This is a genomic window from Pseudomonas hunanensis (assembly GCF_013393325.1).
Taxonomy (GTDB): domain Bacteria; phylum Pseudomonadota; class Gammaproteobacteria; order Pseudomonadales; family Pseudomonadaceae; genus Aquipseudomonas; species Aquipseudomonas putida_P.
Window position 1 is genome coordinate 331,695 of sequence record NZ_QJRC01000095.1, and the last position, 19,969, is coordinate 351,663.

Here is a 19,969-nt window from a genome sequence, read left to right on the forward strand (position 1 = left end):
CCACCTGCACATTTTTTTGGTGAACGCATGATCGAGGTAACCGAGGTTTCCATTGCCGCGCTGCGCGACGCGCTCGAGTCGGGCCGCACGACGGCGGTCGAGCTGGTCAAGGCCTATCTGGCACGTATCGATGCCTACGATGGCGCCGACACGGCCACGGCCCTGAACGCCGTAGTGGTACGCAACCCGGAGGCGCTGAAAGAGGCCGAGGCCTCCGACGCCCGCCGTGCCAAGGGCCAGGTGCTGAGCCCACTGGACGGCATTCCCTACACTGCCAAAGACAGCTACCTGGTCAAGGGCCTGACTGCCGCTTCCGGCAGCCCTGCCTTCAAGAACCTGGTCGCCCAGCGCGACGCCTTCACCATCGAGCGCCTGCGCGCCGCGGGTGCCGTGTGCCTGGGCAAGACCAACATGCCGCCCATGGCTAACGGTGGCATGCAGCGCGGTGTCTATGGCCGCGCCGAAAGCCCTTACAACGCCAACTACCTGACCGCGCCGTTCGCCTCGGGCTCGTCCAACGGCGCCGGCACCGCCACCGCCGCCAGCTTCAGTGCCTTCGGCCTGGCCGAAGAAACCTGGTCCAGCGGCCGTGGCCCGGCGTCCAACAACGGCCTGTGCGCCTATACCCCATCGCGCGGGGTGATTTCGGTGCGTGGCAACTGGCCGCTGACCCCGACCATGGACGTGGTGGTGCCTTATGCACGCACCATGGCCGACCTACTGGAAATTCTCGACGTGGTGGTCGCCGATGACGTCGACAAGCGCGGCGACCTGTGGCGCCTGCAACCGTGGGTGCCGATTCCGGCGGCCTCCAAGGTGCGCCCGGCGTCGTACCTGGACCTGGCGGTAGATGCCAGCGCGCTCAAGGGCAAGCGCTTTGGCGTGCCACGCATGTACATCAATGCCGACACCGAGGCCGGTACCTCCGAAAAACCGGGCATCGGCGGCCCGACTGGCCAACGCATCAACACCCGCGCCACGGTCATCGACCTGTGGCAGCAAGCGCGCCAGGCCCTGGAAGCGGCCGGTGCGCAAGTGCTGGAAGTGGACTTCCCGCTGGTGTCCAACTGCGAAGGCGACCGCCCGGGCGCACCGACCGTTTACAACCGCGGTATCGTCAGCAAGGAGTTCCTCCATGACGAACTGTGGGAGCTTTCGGGCTGGGGCTTCGACGACTTCCTGCGTGCCAATGACGACCCCAAGCTCAACCGCCTGGCCGATGTCGATGGCCCACAGATTTTCCCACACGACCCAGGCACCCTGCCCAACCGCGAGGACGACCTGGCGGCGGGCATGGACGAGTACGTCAACATGGCCAAGCGCGGCCTGAAGACCTGGGACCAGATCGAGACCCTGCCAGATGGCCTGCGCGGCCTGGAGCAGACCCGCAAGCTGGACCTGGAAGACTGGATGGACAAGCTGGGCCTGGATGCGGTGCTGTTCCCAACCGTAGCGGACGTTGGCCCGGCTGACGCCGACGTCAACCCGGCGTCGGCGGACATCGCCTGGAGCAACGGCATCTGGGTGGCCAACGGTAACCTGGCGATCCGCCATCTGGGCGTACCGACCGTGACCGTGCCAATGGGCGTGATGGCCGATATCGGCATGCCGGTGGGGTTGACCTTTGCCGGCCGAGCCTACAGCGACAATGCGCTGCTGAGCTTTGGTGCGGCCTTCGAGGCGACCGGCTCGCGCCGCATGATCCCGCCGCGCACTCCAACTCTGGGCTGAATTTACAGCGGCCGCTTTGCGGCCCATTCGCGGGCAAACCCGCTCCCACAGGTACTGCGCAGGTCTCAAGGCTTGTGGCGATCCTGTGGGGGCGGGTTCACCCGCGAATGGGCCTGAAAAAGCAAATCGCACAATTCAACTTTTTGTGTAAAAATGCACAAAAAGTTGAATTGTGCGATTTGTCATGCCCATTTCCCCCGCTGAAGAACGCCACCTCACCCTCACCGTGCTCAAAGCCGCCATCCAGGCCTTGGGCAGCGTTGCCGCACGCAACATGGAAATCCTGCTGCACGACCTGGACCACCCGGAGCATTCCGTGGTGGCGATCGTCAACGGCCATCTCTCCGGCCGTAGCGTCGGCAGCCCGATCCTCGCCGCCCCGGAGCAGGACCAAGGCTTCAAGGCGCTGATGCAGGCCTCGGCCGAGCAGCATGGCTGCGAGCCGGTGGTACTGCCCGACTACCCCACCACGCTCAAGGGCCGCACGCTGCGCAGCGCCACCGCAATCTTTCGCGACAGCAACGGCCACCCCTTCGCCAGCCTCTGCGTCAACACCGACGTCACCGGCCTGGACGCCGCCATGAGCTTTCTCCAGCAGTTCCAACCGCTGGGGGCCACGCCTGCCGTCAACGAACCCGCCGACATGGAACTGCTGATGAGCGAGATCATTCAGGCTGCCTTGCAACGCAGCGGCCAGGGCCGGATGAACAAACAGGCCAAGGTCGAGGCCGTACAGGTCATGCAGGAGCGCGGCCTGTTCATCGTCAAAGGCGGCGTGGAAAAGGCCGCCAGTGCCCTCGGCGTAACCCGCTACACCATTTACAACTACCTTGAACAACTGCGCGGAGCCAGCCAATGACCTTGCATATCCACACACCCCTGATCGAATCCCGCTCGCTGTCGTTGGTCGCGGGCCGAAACATCTGGCTCAAGCTCGATGCTCTGCAACCTTGCGGCTCGTTCAAGCTGCGTGGGGTGGGCCACGCCTGCGAAGTGCATCAAGCCCGTGGCGCTCGGCAGTTCATCTCTTCCTCGGGCGGCAACGCCGGCCTGGCGGTGGCCTATGCGGGCCGCAAGCTGGGTGTGCCGGTGACCGTGGTCGTCCCCGAGACCACTACCGAGCGGGCCAAGGAGTTGCTGCGCCTGGAAGACGCCAACGTGGTGGTGCATGGCAGTTCCTGGCAGGAGGCGAACGCACTGGCGCAGACCTTGGTAGGGCCGAATGATGCGTTTATCCACCCGTTTGACGACCCGCTGCTGTGGGCCGGGCATGCCAGCCTGATCGATGAAGTCGCCGAAGCCGGCGTGAAACCGGACGCCGTGGTGCTGTCGGTAGGCGGTGGCGGGTTGCTCAGCGGCGTGGTGGAGGGGCTGCAGCGCAATGGCTGGGGTGATGTACCGGTGCTGGCGGTGGAAACCAATGGCGCCGCGTCGCTGCACGCGGCCCTTCAGGCGGGACATTCGGTTGAGCTGGAGCGCATCGCCTCGGTGGCGACCTCGCTGGGGGCAAAGCGGGTCGCCGATCAGGCGCTAGCCTGCGCACAGCAACACCCGGTACACAGCCACCTGGTCACCGATCGTGCGGCATTGGAGGCCTGTGAGCGATTCCTGCTGGACCATCGCCTGCTGGTGGAACCCGCCTGTGGCGCAGCATTGGCATTAGCGTATGCGCCGGGCGCCCTGGCGCAATACCAGAATGTGCTGGTGGTGGTGTGTGGCGGCGCTACGGCAACGCTTGAGCAAATTCAGGCGTGGTTGCGGCAGGCAGATTGAAGCTGCCACCTGTCGGTGGTGATTACGATAGTCATATGCACCTGATCTACTAGGCCCGCCGCAACCGAAATTGCCCTCGCAATGGCGTCAACCCTGACGAAATGCGTATCCCACCCTTTCGGTCTGCGGCAAGTGAAGGCACAATGCGTGTCCTTTTTTTGGCCGGCCTGGCCGGGGGCCTTTAAATGATCAAGACGCCGTATTACCTCATCGATAAAACCAAGCTGCTCAGCAACATGGAGAAGATCGCCTACGTGCGTGAACACTCCGGTGCCAAGGCGCTGCTCGCCCTCAAGTGCTTCGCCACCTGGTCGGTGTTCGACCTGATGCAGCAGTACATGGACGGCACCACCTCGTCCTCCCTCTTCGAGCTCAAGCTCGGCCGCCAGAAGTTCGCCGGCGAAACCCACGCCTACAGCGTGGCCTGGGCCGACGACGAGGTCGAGGAGATGCTCGAGAACTGCGACAAGATCATCTTCAACTCGATCGGCCAGCTGCAGCGTTTTGCCGAACAGTCCGAAGGTAAAGTGCGTGGTCTGCGCGTCAACCCGCAGGTCAGCAGCTCCGACTACCTGCTGGCCGACCCGGCCCGCCCGTTCAGCCGCCTGGGCGAATGGGACCCGGCCAAGATCGAACAGGTGATCGAACAGATCTCCGGCTTCATGTTCCACAACAACTGCGAGAACGGTGACTTCGGCCTGTTCGACAAGATGCTCACGCACATCGAAGAGCGTTTCGGCCACCTGCTGCACAAGGTCGAGTGGGTCAGCCTCGGTGGCGGCATTCACTTCACCGGTGAAGACTATGCGGTAGACGCCTTCTGCGCGCGCCTCAAGGCCTTCTCGCAAACCTACGGTGTGCAGGTGTACCTGGAGCCCGGCGAAGCCGCCATCACCAACAGCGCCTCGCTGGAAGTGACCGTGCTCGACACCCTGTACAACGGCAAGCACCTGGCCGTGGTCGACAGTTCGATCGAAGCGCACCTGCTCGACCTGCTGATTTACCGCCTCAACGCCAAGATGGCCCCCAACGACGGCGAGCACACCTATATGGTCTGCGGCAAGTCGTGCCTGGCCGGTGACATCTTCGGCGAGTACCAATTCGATCGTCCGTTGGCCATTGGCGATCGCCTGTCGTTCATCGACACGGCGGGGTACACCATGGTCAAGAAAAACTGGTTCAACGGTCTGAAAATGCCGTCCATCGTGGTCAAGCAACTCGACGGCAGCGTCGAAGTCGTCCGCGAGTTCGGTTTTGAAGACTACGTTTCCAGCCTGTCGTAAGACCGGCTTTCCAAGTAAGGAGCAAAGGGTAAATTGAAGAAGAACGTTCTTATCATTGGTGCAGGAGGTGTCGCCAAGGTGGTGGCCCACAAGTGCGCACAGCATAACGACGAACTGGGTCGTATCGCTATCGCGTCACGGAACATCTCCAAATGCCAGGCCATCATCGACAGCGTCAAGGCCAAGGGTAGCCTCAAGGTACCCGCCGACATCCAGGCCTTCTCGCTCAACGCCCTCGATGTCGAGGCGACCAAGGCACTGATCCGCGAAACCGAATCGCAGATCGTGATCAACGTGGGTTCCGCCTTCCTCAACATGTCGGTGCTGCGTGCCTGCATCGATACCGGTGTCGCCTATCTGGACACCGCCATCCACGAAGAGCCGGGCAAAATTTGCGAGACCCCGCCGTGGTACGGCAACTACGAGTGGAAACACCTCGAAGAGTGCCAACAAAAGAACATTACCGCCATTCTCGGCGTCGGTTTCGACCCGGGTGTGGTGAACAGCTACGCAAAACTTGCGCAGCAGCAGTATTTCGACAGCATTGATTCGATCGACATCCTCGACGTCAATGCCGGTTCGCATGGCAAGTACTTTGCCACCAACTTCGACCCGGAAATCAACTTCCGCGAGTTCACCGGGCAAGTGTGGAGCTGGCAGAACAGCCAGTGGACCAGCAACACCATGTTCGAGGTCAAGCGTACCGACGACCTGCCAGTAGTAGGCTCGCAAAACCTGTACCTGACCGGCCACGATGAAGTTCACTCGATTTCGAAGAACCTCAACGTGCCGAACGTGCGTTTCTGGATGAGCTTCGGCGAGCACTACATCAACGTGTTCACCGTGCTGAAAAACCTGGGCCTGCTCAGCGAGCAACCGGTGAAAACCGCCGAAGGCCTGGAAGTGGTACCGCTGAAAGTGGTCAAGGCCGTACTGCCAGACCCAGCCTCGCTGGCCCCTGGCTACACCGGCAAGACCTGCATCGGTGACCTGGTAAAAGGCACCAAGGATGGCCAGCCGCGCGAAGTGTTCATCTACAACGTGGCCGACCACGAAGAAGCCTACGCCGAGACCGACAGCCAGGGCATTTCCTACACCGCCGGTGTACCGCCAGTGGCTGCCGCCCTGCTGGTTGCCCGTGGTGAATGGGATGCCAAGCGCATGGTCAACGTCGAAGAGCTGCCAGCAGAGCCGTTCCTCAAGGCGCTGGATGTGATGGGCTTGCCGACCCGCGTCAAAGATGAAAAAGGCGATCGTCCTTGGGACGCTGAAGCCTAAGCCGTAAACAGAAGGGGCGCCAACAGGGCGCCCCTTCTGCTTTTGCAGGCCAGGCCCCTACTTGCGGGCCTCCAGAATCAGGTTGAACGGCGTCTGCGTCGCCCGCCGGAACCGGCTGAACCCCGCCTCCTCGAACACTGCCCGCAAACGCGCCTCGCCGGCCTGCGCGCCCAACCCCAGCCCCACTTCCTGCGACAACGAGTTTGGCGTGCAGATGAACGTCGACGCCGCATAGAACAACCGCCCGACCGGCGTCAGGTTGCCGTCCAGCGAGTCCTCGGCATAAGGCTCTACCAACATCACCGTGCCGTCAGGTTTCAAAGCACGATAGGCATGCTTGGCTGCCCCCACCGGGTCACCCATGTCGTGCAGGCAGTCGAAGAAGCAAACCAGGTCGTGGTCATGCCCAGGGTAGTCCTTGGCGCTGGCCTGCTGGAAACCCACCCGCTCCACCAAGCCCGCCTCACGTGCACGCTGGTTGGCGGTGACGATCGAAGGCCCGTGATAGTCGTACCCCACGAAGGTCGACGCCGGAAACGCCTGCGCCATGACCAGCGTCGAGGCACCATGGCCGCACCCCACGTCTGCCACCTTGGCGCCCGCTTGCAGCTTGGCCACCACACCCTCCAGCGCCGGCAGCCAATTGGCCACCAGAAAGGTGCGGTACCCCGGCCGGAAGAACCGCTCGGTGCCGCTGAACATGCACGGATGGTGGTCGCCCCAGGCCAGACCGCCATCGCCGCGCATGGCGGCTACCAGCTTGTCCTTATCATGGAACAGCGCCGCCACCACGGCTGCACCGCCGGCCATGTAAGCCGGGGAATCCTCCAGCGCCAGGGCCATGGCCTGCTCTTCAGGCAGTACGAAGCGGCCCTTGTCATGCACCACATAGCCCGATGCCGCCTGTGCATTCAACCATTCGCGCACCAACCGCGGATGACAGCCGGTCTTTTCCGCCAGTTGCTCGGGGGTAACCGCCTGGCTGTCGGCCATGGCCCGGTACAGCCCCAGCTCATCGCCGAGGATGACATTGGCCAGTGTCGCCGCTGCGCCCATGTCGTTCACCAGCTTGCCCATGAAATCGTGAAGCCTTGCCTCGTCCATGACCTGCCCTCCTCTGCAAGAAGGCCATCGCCAGCGAGGGACATCCGCTCCTGGGAGGCGGTGGTCGGTTCAAGGGTTACGGATCGCGTTGAAACACATGACCGCGAGCCGTCTGTAAGTTTAGATGGTCTCCCCAGGTGAAGTGGCATCGCGGCCGCGCAGCCCACGGAATCATCCGCTGGGTAACAATTCCTAAACAACAATGTGACATTTTTTTTCAGCTTTCTTATCAAGGAGCTGTTAGATGAAAGTCACGGTTTTCGGTACTGGCTATGTCGGCCTCACCCAGGCAGTGTGCCTGGCCCAGGTGGGCCATTCGGTGTTGTGCATGGATGTCGATGCCGAACGAGTTGCCAACCTCAGTGCAGGCCATTGCCCGATCTTCGAGCCCGGCCTTGCGCCGCTGCTGGAGAAAAACCTGGCTTGCGGTCGCCTGCGTTTCACCACGGATGCCAGGGCAGCAGTTCACTACGCCAGGCTGCAGTTCATCGCAGTCGGCACTCCGCCACAAGCCGATGGCAGCGCCGACCTGAAGCACGTTTTTGCCGTGGTCGACAGCATCCTCGAACATGCCGACGGCGCCAAGGTGATCGTCAACAAATCCACCGCGCCAGTCGGCACGGTGCACCGCATCAAATCGCGTATAGCCCAGGCCGTGGCCGACACCAGTCATTTCCAGGTCATCAGCAACCCGGAATTTCTCAAGGAAGGCTCGGCCGTGGATGATTGCATGCGTCCGGACCGCATCATCATCGGCGGCGCCGAACCGGCCGAAGTGGAATTGCTGCGCGAGCTGTACCTGCCGTTCAGCCGCAACCGCGAAAAGCTTATGACCATGGATGCGCGCAGCGCCGAGCTGACCAAGTATGCGGCCAACTGCATGCTGGCGACCAAGATCTCCTTCATCAACGAAATCGCCAACCTGGCCGAGTACCTGGGGGCCGATATCGAGATGGTGCGCCGTGGCATCGGCTCCGACCCGCGCATTGGCTATGACTTCATCTACGCCGGTTGCGGCTTTGGCGGCTCGTGCTTCCCCAAGGACTTGCAAGCCCTGCGCCGCAGCGCCGAGGCTGAAGGCTTCGAGCCGCAGTTGCTGCGTGCGGTGGAGTCGGTCAACGAACATCAAAAGGGCCGGTTGTTCAGCAAGATCCAGCGGCATTATCCCGGTGGCCTGCGGGGCAAGGTATTTGCCTTGTGGGGGTTGTCGTTCAAGCCCAACACCAACGACATACGCGAGGCCTCCAGCCGGGTCCTGCTGGAGGCCCTGTGGGCCGCTGGCGCGCGGGTACAGGCCCATGACCCGCAGGCGATGGAAGAAATCCTGCGGCATTACGGCCCGCGCGCCGACCTGCAACTGGTGCCCTGCAAGGACGATGCACTGGAGGGTGCCGATGCGCTGGTAATCATCACCGAGTGGCAGGACTACCGCGTGCTCAACCTGGAAAAAGTGCCGCAACAATTGGCCGACCGGGTGGTATTCGACGGGCGCAACCTGTTCGAGCCCGAGCACATGGCCACCGCCGGCCTCACCTATTACGGTATTGGTCGCGGCCAGGTGCAGCCAGCATGCCCGTACTGATTACCGGCGTGGCCGGCTTCATCGGCTTCCATTTCGCTCGCCGCCTGTGCGAGGCAGGCATCGATGTAGTCGGCATCGACAACCTCAATGCCTACTACAGCGTCGAGCTGAAACTGGCGCGCCTGCAACGGCTGTTCGGCTTCGCCAATTTCCGCTTCCAAACCCTCGATATCGCCAACAGCGCCGACCTGCAACAGCTGTTCGCCAGGCAGGCGTTCAGTGAAGTGATCCACCTGGCGGCCCAGGCCGGGGTGCGCTATTCGCTGGACAACCCTGGCGCCTACGGGCAGGCCAACCTGGTCGGTTTCCTCAACATCCTCGAAGCCTGCCGCCAGCAGCCACCACGCCACCTGATCTACGCCTCCAGCAGCTCGGTGTACGGCGCCAATGCCAAGCTGCCGTTCAGCATCGATGACCCGGTCGAGCAGCCGGTTTCGCTGTACGCCGCCAGCAAGCGTGCCAATGAACTGATGGCGCACAGCTACGCGCACCTGTATCGGATACCAACCACCGGCCTGCGCTTTTTCACCGTCTACGGCCCCTGGGGCCGGCCCGACATGGCGCTGTTCAAGTTCACCCGCGCCATGCTCGAAGGACGGCCGATCGAGGTTTACAACAACGGCCTGATGGGCCGCGACTTCACCTACATCGACGACATCGTCGAAAGCATCGTGCGCCTGCGCCTGAAACCACCCCGGCCGACCGAGGGGCAGCCGCCCTGCCAACTGTTCAACATCGGCCGTGGGCAGCCGGTAAGGCTGCTGCAATTCGTCGAATGCCTGGAAGCCGCCTTGGGCATCAAGGCCCAGCGCGACTACCTGCCGCTGCAAGCAGGCGACGTGCTGGAGACCTGGGCCGATGTTGGCTCACTGGCACGCTGGATCGACTACTCCCCAGGCACGTCGCTGGAGCACGGCGTCAACGCTTTCGTTGGCTGGTACCGGGATTTCTACCGGGTTTGATCCACGTAATAACAACATGATCACAGGTAGCCTCATGACAGATCCACTTGACCTCTCGGTACTGATCCCCGCCAAGAACGAGGTCGACAACCTGCCATCACTGCTGATGGAGATACGCGCTGCACTCACCGCCGAGCGCTACGAGGTGCTGGTGGTCGATGACGGCAGCAGCGACCGCACCTTGAGCGTACTGCAGCAACTGAAAAACCAGGGCTACACGCAATTGCGCATCCTGCGTCACGAACGCTCGCAGGGCCAGAGCACCTCTCTGTGGCATGCCGCCCAGGCGGCCCACGGCCACTGGTTGGCGACCCTGGATGGCGACGGCCAGAACGACCCGGCGGACATCCCCGGCATGCTGGCCCTGGTGCGTGCCAACCAGGGCCTGACCGGCGGCGTCAAGCTGGTGGCCGGGCACCGGGTCAACCGGCGTGACAGCGCCAGCAAACGCTGGGCCTCGCGCTTCGCCAATGGCCTGCGCAGCCGCCTGCTCAAGGACGCCACGCCCGACACCGGCTGCGGGCTGAAGCTGATCGAGCGTGCAGCCTTCTTGCGCCTGCCCTACTTCGACCACATGCACCGCTACATTCCGGCACTGATCCTGCGCCACAACGGCCGCATGCTGGTGCACCCGGTCAATCACCGGCCACGCCACGCGGGTGTCTCCAAATACGGCAACCTGGACCGCGCCCTGGTCGGCATCCTCGACCTGATCGGGGTGTGGTGGCTGATCCGCCGAACCCGCCTGGACAGCCACCCGCAGGAGCTTGAAGGATGACCCGCGAAACCCTGTGGCTGATCGTCGGGTTTGCCGGCCAGGCCGTTTTCACCGGGCGTTTCGTGCTGCAGTGGCTGTACAGCGAGTTCAAGCGCCGCAGCGTGATCCCGGTGGGTTTCTGGTACCTGAGCATGCTCGGCAGCGCACTACTGCTGACCTACGCCATCTACCGCCAGGACCCGGTATTCATCATCGGCCAAAGCTTCGGCTTTCTGGTTTACCTGCGCAACCTGCAGCTGATTGCCCGCCATCAGGAACAGAAGGAATAGGCCTTTGCCAAAGTTCAAGACGCTTGCGGCCGAACGCCTGGCCCTGATCGCCCTCGCCGTGTTGTTGGTGGGCGCCGGTATCGGCTGGCGCCAGCCAATGAATGTCGATGAAGAACGCTTTCTCGGCGTGGCCCTGGAAATGCTGCAGAGCGGCACCTGGTTCATCCCGCACCGGGCCGCAGAGATCTACGGCGACAAGCCACCGTTGTTCATGTGGACCGTGGCACTGTTCAGCTACCTGACCGGCTCACCCAAGGTTGCCCTCTATCTGCCAGGGCTGCTGTCGGCGGCGACCATCACCTGGGTGCTGCATGACCTCGGGCGGCGCCTGTGGAACCGGCGCATCGGCGTAATCGCAGCTTTGCTGTTCCTGGCCACCTACCAGAGCTACAGCATCCTGCGCACCGGGCAGATCGACAGTTTTCTGTGCCTGTGGGTGGCGCTCGGCTTCTACGGCATGCTGCGCCACCTGCTGCTGGGGCCCGCCTGGGGCTGGTTCTACCTGGCCTGCGCGGCGATGGGCCTGGGCATCATCAGTAAGGGTGTGGGTTTTGTCCCGGCGCTGATGCTGCTGCCTTACGCCTGGGCAGTACGCCAGCGCTGGCACGGCGTGGTCGCGATGCCGGGCCAGGGATGGCGCTGGAGCCTGGGGCTGCTGTGGTTGCTGGCCGGTTGCGCGGTGTGGCTGCTGCCACTGTTGGTGTCGATCGCCCAGGGCGGTGGCGCGGCAGAGCTGGCCTACCTGAAAGAAATCCTGTTGCGCCAGACCGCCAGCCGCTACGCCAATGCCTGGGACCATCGCGAGCCGTTCTGGTACTTCTTCGTCAAGGTCATCCCCAAGTACTGGCTGCCCCTGATACTGGCCCTGCCCTGGCTGATACCGGCCTGGCGCCGGCAACTGCAAAAACGCGATGGCCGCTTCCTGCTGTTACTCGGCTGGGTGGCGTTGGTGCTGCTGTTTTTCAGCCTCAGCAGCGGCAAGCGCAAGCTCTACATCTTCCCGGCCCTGCCTGGCCTGGTACTGGCCATGGCGCCGCTGGTGCCTTGGCTGCTCAAGCGCTGGTGGCAGCGCCGGCCGGGTTGGCGCAGGGCCTTCACTACCGTAGCCCTGACATGGTTCGCCCTGTGGTTCGCCCGAGGCTTCGTCGAGCCGATCAAGGAAGGCCGCAACCCGCATGACACGCTGATGAGCGACGCCGCTCAAGCCACCGACGGTGCTGAACTGGTGCTGGTCAACTGGCGCGAGGGCCATTGGCTGTTCGCCCGGCAACCCATCGTGCATTTCGGCTTCACGGGCCAACCCAAAGCCGATGCGGCGGCCTACTGGCTGCGCCAGCACCCCTCTGCGTTCGCATTGGTTCCAGCCACCGAGCTGGGCCGCTGTTTCAACGCCGACAAGGCCCGCAAGCTGGGCGAGACCTCGCGGGCCGAGTGGTATGTGGTCGGTGCCGATGCCGACAACGGCCAGTGCCGCGCCACTGCCCCCGACCACGTCTACCACTTCACCTGGGCTAAGGCGCAGGAGGGCTAAGCTGCAGCACCTCGTTGGTATACGCCCACTCCTTTTGCACCTGGTCCGGGTGGTCGTTCAGGCGAATGCCATAGGACGGGATGATTTGCTTGATTTTCGCCTGCCACTCGGGCGAGGCCACCTTGTCCTTGAACACCTTGTTCAGCACATCGAGCATGATGGGCGGTGCGGTCGAAGCACCAGGCGAGGCCCCCAGCAAGCCGGCGATGCTGCCGTCCTTGGACGTCACCACCTCGGTACCGAGCTTGAGCACGCCACCGAGAGCTTCGTCTTTCTTGATGATCTGCACCCGCTGGCCCGCCTGCCACAGCCGCCAATCTTCCTTCTTCGCCTCGGGGAAGTAGGTGCGCAGTGCTTCGAAGCGATCATTGTCGGACTGCAACACCTGGCCGATCAGGTACTGCACCAGGTCGAACTCGCGGACCCCTACCCGCACCATCGGCCAAGCGTTGTGCACGCTGGTACTGGCAAGCAGGTCGAGCAGCGAGCCTTGCTTGAGGAACTTGGTCGAGAATGTGGCGAACGGCCCGAACAGGATCATGCGCTTGCCATCGAGCACCCGGGTGTCCAGGTGTGGCACCGACATGGGCGGCGCACCGGTGGCGGCAATGCCGTAGGCCTTGGCCATGTGCCGCTGGGCGATGGCCGGGTTGTCGGTGACCAGGAACGAGCCGCCGACCGGGAAACCGGCATAGTCCTTGGCTTCGTCGATACCCGACTTCTGCAGCAGCGGTAACGCGGCACCGCCGGCACCAATGAACAGGAACTTGGCATCGGTGGCCGCCTTGCTGCCATCCTTGAGGTTCTTGTACTCGACGTGCCAGGAACCGTCACCGTTGCGGGTAATGTCCTGCACCTCGCTCGACAGCTTGAGGTCGAAGTTCGGTCGGGTCTGCAGATAACCCACGTACTGCCGGGTGATCTCGCCAAAGTTGACGTCGGTGCCAATCGGCGTCCAGGTCACCGCCAGCTTCTGGTTAGGGTCGCGGCCCTCCATCATCAGCGGTACCCACTTGCGAATCTGCTCATGGTCTTCGGAGTACTGCATGGGCTTGAACAGCGGGCTGGCCTGCAGGGCCTCGTAGCGCTTCTTCAAAAAGCGGATATTGTCATCGCCCCAGACAAAGCTCATGTGCGGGGTGGTGTTGATGAACGAATGCGGGTTCTTCAGCACCCCCTGCTTCACCTGCCAAGCAAGGAACTGCCGGGTGATCTGAAACGACTCGTTGATCTCCACCGCTTTGCTGATGTCGATCTTGCCGTCCTTTTCCGGGGTGTAGTTCAACTCAGCCAGGGCCGAATGGCCGGTACCCGCATTGTTCCAGCCGTTGGAGCTTTCTTCAGCCACTTTGTCCAGGCGCTCGACCATCTCCATCGACCAGCCTGGCTCCAATTCGTTGAGCCACACGGCCAAGGTAGAACTCATGATGCCGCCGCCCACCAGCAGCACATCGACCTTTCTGGTTTCCGCAGCCTGGGCATTGAGCATGCCGATTGCCAAGGCCAGCCCGGCCAGCGCCAGTTTCGGCTTGATGGTGATCTTCATAACCTCTCCCGTGCCTCGTGCCTATCCATAAGTTCAGCCACAAGCTTAGCTGACGGATTTGCTCAGGTATGGCCGGCGCACAAGCACTTGCAATCCATCACATCTCAAAATACTGTATGAATATTCAGTATTGCGAGACAGTACCATGCAACTCATTGCCAAACTCGGCATCCTCGCCGACGCCGCCAAGTACGACGCTTCCTGCGCCAGCAGCGGTGCGCCCAAGCGTAACTCGCGCGGTGCCGACAGCCTGGGGGCCACCAATGGCATGGGCATCTGTCACAGCTACACCCCCGACGGCCGCTGCGTATCGCTGCTCAAGGTGTTGCTCACCAACTTCTGCCTGTACGACTGCCAGTACTGTGTCAACCGCCGCTCCAGCAACGTGCCACGCGCGCGCTTCAGCCCCGAGGAAGTGGTACGCCTGACCCTGGACTTCTACCGGCGCAACTGCATCAGCGGCTTGTTCCTCAGCTCTGGCATCATCCGCTCGGCGGACTACACCATGGAGCAGCTGATCCGCGTGGCCCGGCTGTTGCGCGAAGAACACAACTTCCGCGGCTACATTCATCTCAAGACAATTCCCGACGCCGACCCGCTGCTGATCGAACAGGCCGGGCGACTGGCCGACCGCCTCAGCGTCAACATCGAGCTGCCGACCGACGCCAGCCTCAAACGCCTGGCGCCGGAAAAACAGGCGCACACCATTCGCCAGGCCATGGGCGTGATTCACCAAGGCCAGCAAGCCGTGGCCAACGAGCCCAAGGCGCCACGCTTTACCCCGGCCGGGCAAAGCACCCAGGTCATCGTCGGCGCCGACAGCACCGACGACAGCACCTTGCTGCGCAATGCCGAGTCGCTTTACCAGGGCTACGGCCTCAAGCGCGTGTACTACTCCGCCTTCAGCCCGATCCCCGACAGCCCAGGCAGCGTGCCCCTCGCCGCACCTCCGCTGCTGCGCGAACACCGCCTGTATCAGGCCGACTTCCTGCTGCGTGGCTATGGCTACAAGGCTGGCGAGCTGCTGGGCCAGAGCGGTAACCTGGCCCTGGACATCGACCCCAAGCTGGCCTGGGCGCTGGCCAACCGCGAGGTCTTCCCGCTGGATGTGAACCGCGCCGAGCCAGCGTTACTGGCACGCATCCCCGGCATCGGCCTGCGCAGTGTGCAACGCCTGGTCGCCCTGCGCCGGGAACGGCGTATCCGCTATGACGACCTGATCCAGCTGCGTTGCGTGCTGGACAAGGCTCGGCCGTTCATCGTCACTAGCGACTATCGCCCGGCCCAGGCCGAACTGCGCAGCGGCCTGCTGCGGGCGCGTTTGCGTGAGCCGCAAGCACCGGTACAGATGGGGTTATGGGGGTGATCGCGCTCGACTGCGACGACCTGTTCGCCACTTGGCGCGATCAGGCTCGGGTGTTGTTGGGGCATGGCATCGACCCGTCCGAAGTCACCTGGTCGCAAGGCCCGATGGCGGACCTGCTGGCCATACCGACTGCCCCCCCGGAAGGCCCCGGCCCTTTTCGCGCCAAAGTCCCGGCAGCCTTGCTGAGCCAACTGGAACAGGCCTCCCGCTACCGTGGAGAGCAACGTTGGAACCTGCTGTACGAAGTGCTTTGGCGCGTCGCCCATGGCGACCGCACAGCCATGCTGGCGGGTGACAGGTTGGGCAGTGAGCTGCAACGGCGCATCAAGCAGGTGAGCCGCGAAGCACATCACCTGCATGCGTTCGTGCGCTTCGTGCCGTTGCCTGATGAACTGGTCGCGCATTTGCAGCTGGACCTGGTGGCCTATCACGAGCCGGCGCATGACATTCTGCAAAGTGCCAGCCCGCATTTCGCCGACCGCCTGGGGCGTTTGCGCTGGCTTATCGCTACACCACAGGATGGCATTCGCTTTGACGGTCAAGTGTTCGATTACCAGCGCCAGTGCCCCGAAGCCTGGCGCCAGTGGGCGCGCAACGCCGACGACCCTGGCGCCGAGCTTTGGCGCACGTACTACCGCCATACCTTCAACCCGGCCCGCCTCAACCCGGACGCCTTGCGCCTGCACATGCCCGGGCGGTTCTGGCGGCATTTGCCGGAAGGCATGCTGATACCGCAGCTGGAAGGCTTGGCGCGCCAGGGCAAGCAGCGGGACGGCCAGGCCCTTGAAGTGGCCGCTCAATCCGGCAAGCAAATCAGCATGCACACGCGGTCGGTGTAGGAGCGGCCTTGTGCCGCGATGGTCCGCAAAGCGGGCGCTGATTCCAGCAGCGAGGCTGATCTTTTAGGGGTGCGGCGCAGCCCTACCGCGACGCAAGGCCGCTGCCACAAAAAAGCACCGCGGCTTTGCCTCGACGTCAGGCGAAGAGCCTATCCAGGCAACCAAGCTTCTTCTTGTACGACCGCCGCGCCTCCAGCGCCTGCTCCAGGCTAACCGCCAGGAACCGCGCCTGCTGGTTAGGCTGCATCTGCCCGATCAAATCAAGGTCGGCACTGATCACGGTGCCGATCATGGCGTAACCGCCACCGGACACAGCATCGCGGTGCAGGATGATCGGTTCCAACCCCGCTGGCACCTGGATCGAGCCGATTGGGTAGCAGCTGTCGACGATGTTCGACGGGTCCGACCCAGCACCGAACGGCTGCTCCCGTGGCTGGAAGCTCAAGGCACTGCCGCCTTTGTAGCGATAGCCAATACGGTCCGCCTCGGAGCCGACTGTCCAGGCTTCGGTGAAAAAGCTTTGTGCCGCAGGTGCGGTCAGGCGGTGGAAGTACAGCCCAGGCACCACCCGCAACACCACCTCGCCACCCAAGGCCTGACGCAAGGCCATCGGCAGGCTTGCACCGGCACGGGTCTTGCCGCTGGGCACGCCGACCGGTAGCAGGTCGCCCGCCATCAACTTGCGCCCATGAAAGCCGCCCAAGGCCCCCAGCGCGTAGGTGGAACGGCTACCCAGTACTTCGGGCACGTCGATGCCGCCTGCCACTGCCAGGTAGGCCCGAGCACCTGCGGTAGGAAAACCGAAACGCAACACTTGCCCGGCGCGCACGGCAAACGCCGTATCCGGCCGCTGCTCGCGGCCATCGAGCAACGCGGGCATCTGCGCACCGCAAACGGCCACCAGTGCGTCCTGCTGAAACTCCAGCTCCGGCCCCACCAACGCACATTCCAGGCCCGCAGCGCCGGCCGGGTTGCCCACCAGGTGGTTGGCCGCGCTCAAGGCGTATTGGTCAAGTGCGCCGGACGGTGGGATGCCCAGGTGGTAGTAACCTTCGCGGCCCAGGTCCTGCACGGAAGTCGCGAGGCCGGGTTTGAGCACCTTGATCATACCAGCACCTCCTGCAACGATTTGGGGTAACCGACCGGGTCGGCGAGGAAGGCATCCAGAGAAAACGCCACCGGGCGAATGCGCAGGTCGAAGCGGCCTTCCTCCACATCCGCCACCGCCTGGTCGTAGGCCCGGCGGTCAATGGGCTTGAACTGCACGATGTCGCCCGGGCGGAAGAACACCATGTGGTCCTTCAGGTAGTTCAAGGTTTGCTGCGGGTCGTAGATCGGTGCTGGGGTAACACCGAACATCTGGTAGCCGCCTGCCCCGCGCACCGAGTAGATACAGCCAAAGCAGCCGCCATGGCCCAAGGTGAGCTTCGGCGTGTCGGTACGCGGGCGCAAATACTTGGGCACCTGCAACTGCCGCTCGCGCTCGACCATCTGGAACATGAACGGCAGGCCGGCGACGAAACCGACCATCGACACGAACCACGGCGCGCCGCTGTGCGCGACGATGAAGGCCTCGACATCGACCAGGCCGTTGATGCGTGCGGCGTACTCCAGGTCGGTGCTGGCCGGGTCCTGGTGGCGGTCGCGAAATCGCATCAGCGTTTCATGGGTCCAGGGGTCGTTGTACAACACCGGGATCTCGATGATCCGCGTCTGCAACGAGCGCTCCGCCACCGCCTGCGCTTCGGCGCCGCGCACGGCCTCAAGCAACGCCTCGGGGGCGATGCGGTCCGGGTCGAAGCGAATCTGGAACGACGCGTTGGCCAGGCACACATCCAGCACGCCATCCAGGGCCAGCCGCTCCACCGCGCGGGTGACGGCCATACCCTTGAAAAAGGCCTCCAGTGACATGCTTTCGCTGACTTCGGCAAACAGGTGCTCGTCGGCGCCGAAGCTGTAGCGGATCGGGGTTGTAGCAAGCGGTTCGGCCATGACTGTTCCTTTTCTTGGAATCTTTATAGAAAGGCAGGCAAAAACAAAATGCACGGGCTGCGGCTTGTCTGTTTGCCGGATGCCCAACGGTTTCAGCGTGGCGCACGCACCACGATGCCGGCCGTATCCAGCGCCTTGCGCGTGGCCTCGACCAGGTCGAGCGCACCTGGGGTGTCACTGTGCAGGCAGATGGAATCGAATTCGATGGCCAGGTCCTGGCCTTCGACGGTGCGTACCACGCCTTGTTGGCAAGCGCGCAAGACGCGCTCGGCGACAGCCTTGGGCTCATACCCCCGCACATTGCGGGTGAACACGATCGACCCGCTCAGGTCGTACTCGCGGTCTGCGTAAAACTCGCGAACCACCGGCTGTCCCAGTTCCTGGGCAATACGGCAGATCACCGAACCCGGCATGCAGTACAGCATCAGCTCGGGCTCGATCACTCGCAGGTTTTCCACCAGCAAGCGCGCTGCCTCCTGGTCACGCGCCAAGTGCATGTACAGCGCCCCGTGCGGCTTGATGTGCTGCAGGCGCACGCCTTGGGCGCGGGCAATTTCACGCAGCGCGCCCAGTTGATAGAGCATGTCGTCGACCAACTCCTGCGCCGGAGCATTGATGTGCCGGCGACCGAAACCGACCAGGTCACGAAAGCCTGGGTGCGCCCCCACCGCAACACCCAGGGCCTTGGCGCGCTCGACTGTGCGGCGCATCGTGCCAGGGTCACCGGCATGGAAGCCGGTGGCGATGTTGGCGCTACTGATGTAGCCCATCAGCTCGTTATCGACGCCATCACCGATCGTCCAGGGGCCAAAGCCCTCACCCATGTCCGAATTGAAATCCACTGCTTGCATGACGGCATCTCCTGGCACTTGTGACTGCATGCATGCCACGTTAGATTCTCTGTACCCCCTTGGGAAGATCTATAAACAGATAGGGTGTCTTCTGAAAAACAGATACACCGGGAGCCTACCGTGTCACTGACCCTGCGCCAGGTCCGCTACTTCGTCGCCACCGCCGAAATCGGCCAGATTTCCCAAGCGGCGATTCACTTGAACATCTCCCAGTCGGCTGTGACCACGGCCATCAAGGAGCTTGAAGCGATGCTCGGCGTGCTGTTGTTCCAGCGCTCGGCCCAAGGCATGAGCCTGACCGAGGCCGGCCGGCACTTTCTGAACCGCGCCTACGTCATCCTGCGCAGTGTCGACGACGCGCTGAACAGCCCGCTACCGGACGTGCGCGCCAGCGGCCTGTTGCGCCTGGCGGCCAGTTACACAGTGATCGGCTACTTCCTGCCGCACCACCTGCAACGCCTGGAACACTGGCACCCGGACGTAACCCTGGAGCTGTACGAGCAGGAGCGCAGCGCTATCGAGCAAGGCCTGCTGGAGGGGCGTTTCGACATGGCGGTGGTACTCACCGCCAACCTCACCCACCCCGACATCGTCTCGGAAACCCTGTTCAACTCCGAACGCCGGCTGTGGCTGCCAGGGCATCACCCGTTGTGCGAACGCTCGGCAGTGAGCCTGGCCGATGTGGCCTGTGAGCCGTTCATTCTGCTGACTGTCGATGAGGCCGAGCAAAGTGCCATGCGCTACTGGGAACAGGCCGGGCAACGGCCCAGTGTACGGGTACGCACCAGCTCGGTGGAGGCCGTGCGCAGCATGGTCGCCAACGGCAGCGGCGTGGCGATCCTGTCGGACCTGGTGCACCGGCCTTGGTCGCTTGAGGGCAAGCGTATCGAGACGGTCACCATCAGTGACCCGGTCACACCAATGAGCGTGGGCCTGGCCTGGCACCGGGAGCGCGCGTTCAGCCCGGCGATGCAGGCCGTGCGCAACTACTTCCACGATGCGTTTCTGGCGCCGCAACAATTGTCGGCTCGGCGCTGATGAAGGCAAAACCGATCGCAAGCCGAACGATCAGCCGCCATAACCG

At 63.2% G+C, this 19,969-nt stretch carries 18 protein-coding genes; 13 read left to right on the plus strand and 5 right to left on the minus strand.

Going from position 1 to position 19,969, the window contains the following annotated elements; all coding sequences use genetic code 11:
• Positions 1-27: 27 nt before the first annotated feature.
• The 5 genes from DM807_RS18290 (at position 28) to DM807_RS18310 (ending at position 6,065) form a co-directional block, all read left to right on the plus strand.
• On the plus strand, positions 28-1,731 hold the full coding sequence (locus DM807_RS18290; protein WP_012272472.1) for an amidase: 1,704 nt from the start codon (positions 28-30) through the stop codon (positions 1,729-1,731).
• Positions 1,732-1,915: 184 nt separating this feature from the next.
• A complete protein-coding gene (locus DM807_RS18295) occupies positions 1,916-2,590 on the plus strand; it encodes a helix-turn-helix transcriptional regulator (protein WP_012272473.1) in 675 nt (224 codons plus the stop codon).
• Complete coding sequence (locus tag DM807_RS18300; RefSeq protein WP_060514123.1) at positions 2,587-3,504, plus strand: pyridoxal-phosphate dependent enzyme; 918 nt, start codon at positions 2,587-2,589, stop codon at positions 3,502-3,504. The genes DM807_RS18295 and DM807_RS18300 overlap by 4 nt, the downstream gene beginning before the upstream one ends.
• Before the next feature lie 185 nt (positions 3,505-3,689).
• Positions 3,690-4,787, plus strand: a complete 1,098-nt coding sequence (locus DM807_RS18305) for a carboxynorspermidine decarboxylase (RefSeq protein ID WP_060493713.1) — start codon at positions 3,690-3,692, stop codon at positions 4,785-4,787.
• Positions 4,788-4,820: 33 nt separating this feature from the next.
• Positions 4,821-6,065 carry a saccharopine dehydrogenase family protein gene (locus tag DM807_RS18310; RefSeq protein ID WP_016394970.1) on the plus strand — a complete coding sequence of 415 codons (1,245 nt, stop codon included), beginning with the start codon at positions 4,821-4,823 and terminating at the stop codon, positions 6,063-6,065.
• Positions 6,066-6,122: 57 nt separating this feature from the next.
• On the opposite strand, the gene DM807_RS18315 is transcribed toward DM807_RS18310, so the two are convergent.
• On the minus strand, positions 6,123-7,169 hold the full coding sequence (locus DM807_RS18315; protein WP_060493712.1) for a class I SAM-dependent methyltransferase: 1,047 nt from the start codon (positions 7,167-7,169) through the stop codon (positions 6,123-6,125).
• Positions 7,170-7,413: 244 nt separating this feature from the next.
• Between DM807_RS18315 and DM807_RS18320 the strand changes: the two genes are divergently transcribed.
• The 5 genes from DM807_RS18320 to DM807_RS18340 are packed head-to-tail and all read left to right on the plus strand — an operon-like array spanning position 7,414 to position 12,291.
• Positions 7,414-8,751 (plus strand): UDP-glucose dehydrogenase family protein, encoded by a 1,338-nt coding sequence (locus tag DM807_RS18320; protein ID WP_060514122.1) that lies wholly within the window; start codon positions 7,414-7,416, stop codon positions 8,749-8,751.
• Entirely contained in the window at positions 8,739-9,713 is a 975-nt protein-coding gene (locus DM807_RS18325; RefSeq protein ID WP_179027686.1) for an NAD-dependent epimerase/dehydratase family protein, read from the plus strand. Before DM807_RS18320 ends, DM807_RS18325 begins: the two co-directional genes overlap by 13 nt.
• Positions 9,714-9,747: 34 nt before the next feature.
• Entirely contained in the window at positions 9,748-10,491 is a 744-nt protein-coding gene (locus DM807_RS18330) for a glycosyltransferase family 2 protein (RefSeq protein WP_069942498.1), read from the plus strand.
• The gene (locus DM807_RS18335) at positions 10,488-10,760 is read left to right on the plus strand and encodes a lipid-A-disaccharide synthase N-terminal domain-containing protein (RefSeq protein ID WP_012272480.1); all 273 of its coding nucleotides are present in this window, start codon (positions 10,488-10,490) and stop codon (positions 10,758-10,760) included. The genes DM807_RS18330 and DM807_RS18335 overlap by 4 nt, the downstream gene beginning before the upstream one ends.
• A 4-nt stretch (positions 10,761-10,764) precedes the next feature.
• On the plus strand, positions 10,765-12,291 hold the full coding sequence (locus DM807_RS18340; RefSeq protein ID WP_069942497.1) for an ArnT family glycosyltransferase: 1,527 nt from the start codon (positions 10,765-10,767) through the stop codon (positions 12,289-12,291).
• Here DM807_RS18340 and mqo read toward each other — a convergent pair.
• Positions 12,272-13,837, minus strand: a complete 1,566-nt coding sequence (mqo, locus tag DM807_RS18345) for a malate dehydrogenase (quinone) (RefSeq protein WP_060514120.1) — start codon at positions 13,835-13,837, stop codon at positions 12,272-12,274. The two genes, DM807_RS18340 and mqo, sit on opposite strands and share 20 nt — an antisense overlap.
• Positions 13,838-13,982: 145 nt before the next feature.
• Here mqo and DM807_RS18350 point away from each other — a divergent pair, with 145 nt between their 5' ends.
• Both DM807_RS18350 and DM807_RS18355 read left to right on the plus strand, forming a co-directional pair.
• A complete protein-coding gene (locus DM807_RS18350) occupies positions 13,983-15,203 on the plus strand; it encodes a putative DNA modification/repair radical SAM protein (protein ID WP_012272483.1) in 1,221 nt (406 codons plus the stop codon).
• Positions 15,194-16,042 (plus strand): TIGR03915 family putative DNA repair protein, encoded by an 849-nt coding sequence (locus DM807_RS18355; protein ID WP_060493707.1) that lies wholly within the window; start codon positions 15,194-15,196, stop codon positions 16,040-16,042. The genes DM807_RS18350 and DM807_RS18355 overlap by 10 nt, the downstream gene beginning before the upstream one ends.
• Positions 16,043-16,178: 136 nt before the next feature.
• On the opposite strand, the gene DM807_RS18360 is transcribed toward DM807_RS18355, so the two are convergent.
• The 3 genes from DM807_RS18360 to DM807_RS18370 all read right to left on the minus strand — a co-directional run bounded on the left by DM807_RS18360 (position 16,179) and on the right by DM807_RS18370 (position 18,885).
• Positions 16,179-17,150, minus strand: a complete 972-nt coding sequence (locus DM807_RS18360; RefSeq protein ID WP_060493706.1) for a 5-oxoprolinase subunit C family protein — start codon at positions 17,148-17,150, stop codon at positions 16,179-16,181.
• Positions 17,147-18,034: a 5-oxoprolinase subunit B family protein gene (locus DM807_RS18365; protein ID WP_179027687.1), complete on the minus strand. Its 888-nt coding sequence runs from the start codon at positions 18,032-18,034 to the stop codon at positions 17,147-17,149. The genes DM807_RS18360 and DM807_RS18365 overlap by 4 nt, the downstream gene beginning before the upstream one ends.
• Before the next feature lie 92 nt (positions 18,035-18,126).
• Entirely contained in the window at positions 18,127-18,885 is a 759-nt protein-coding gene (locus DM807_RS18370; RefSeq protein ID WP_012272493.1) for a 5-oxoprolinase subunit PxpA, read from the minus strand.
• 120 nt (positions 18,886-19,005) lie between these two features.
• On the opposite strand from DM807_RS18370, the gene DM807_RS18375 reads away from it, so the two are divergent.
• Complete coding sequence (locus DM807_RS18375) at positions 19,006-19,923, plus strand: LysR family transcriptional regulator (protein WP_012272494.1); 918 nt, start codon at positions 19,006-19,008, stop codon at positions 19,921-19,923.
• Positions 19,924-19,969 lie beyond the last annotated feature (46 nt).

Coding starts and splice junctions, on each gene's coding strand:
- DM807_RS18295 (WP_012272473.1), top strand. CDS start 1,916: ATGCCCATTTCCCCCGCTGAAGAACGCCACCTCACCCTCACCGTGCTC.
- mqo (WP_060514120.1), bottom strand. CDS start 13,837: ATGAAGATCACCATCAAGCCGAAACTGGCGCTGGCCGGGCTGGCCTTG.
- DM807_RS18370 (WP_012272493.1), bottom strand. CDS start 18,885: ATGCAAGCAGTGGATTTCAATTCGGACATGGGTGAGGGCTTTGGCCCC.
- DM807_RS18315 (WP_060493712.1), bottom strand. CDS start 7,169: ATGGACGAGGCAAGGCTTCACGATTTCATGGGCAAGCTGGTGAACGAC.
- DM807_RS18330 (WP_069942498.1), top strand. CDS start 9,748: ATGACAGATCCACTTGACCTCTCGGTACTGATCCCCGCCAAGAACGAG.
- DM807_RS18365 (WP_179027687.1), bottom strand. CDS start 18,034: ATGGCCGAACCGCTTGCTACAACCCCGATCCGCTACAGCTTCGGCGCC.
- DM807_RS18350 (WP_012272483.1), top strand. CDS start 13,983: ATGCAACTCATTGCCAAACTCGGCATCCTCGCCGACGCCGCCAAGTAC.
- DM807_RS18335 (WP_012272480.1), top strand. CDS start 10,488: ATGACCCGCGAAACCCTGTGGCTGATCGTCGGGTTTGCCGGCCAGGCC.
- DM807_RS18325 (WP_179027686.1), top strand. CDS start 8,739: ATGCCCGTACTGATTACCGGCGTGGCCGGCTTCATCGGCTTCCATTTC.
- DM807_RS18290 (WP_012272472.1), top strand. CDS start 28: ATGATCGAGGTAACCGAGGTTTCCATTGCCGCGCTGCGCGACGCGCTC.
- DM807_RS18355 (WP_060493707.1), top strand. CDS start 15,194: ATGGGGGTGATCGCGCTCGACTGCGACGACCTGTTCGCCACTTGGCGC.
- DM807_RS18305 (WP_060493713.1), top strand. CDS start 3,690: ATGATCAAGACGCCGTATTACCTCATCGATAAAACCAAGCTGCTCAGC.
- DM807_RS18320 (WP_060514122.1), top strand. CDS start 7,414: ATGAAAGTCACGGTTTTCGGTACTGGCTATGTCGGCCTCACCCAGGCA.
- DM807_RS18300 (WP_060514123.1), top strand. CDS start 2,587: ATGACCTTGCATATCCACACACCCCTGATCGAATCCCGCTCGCTGTCG.
- DM807_RS18360 (WP_060493706.1), bottom strand. CDS start 17,150: ATGATCAAGGTGCTCAAACCCGGCCTCGCGACTTCCGTGCAGGACCTG.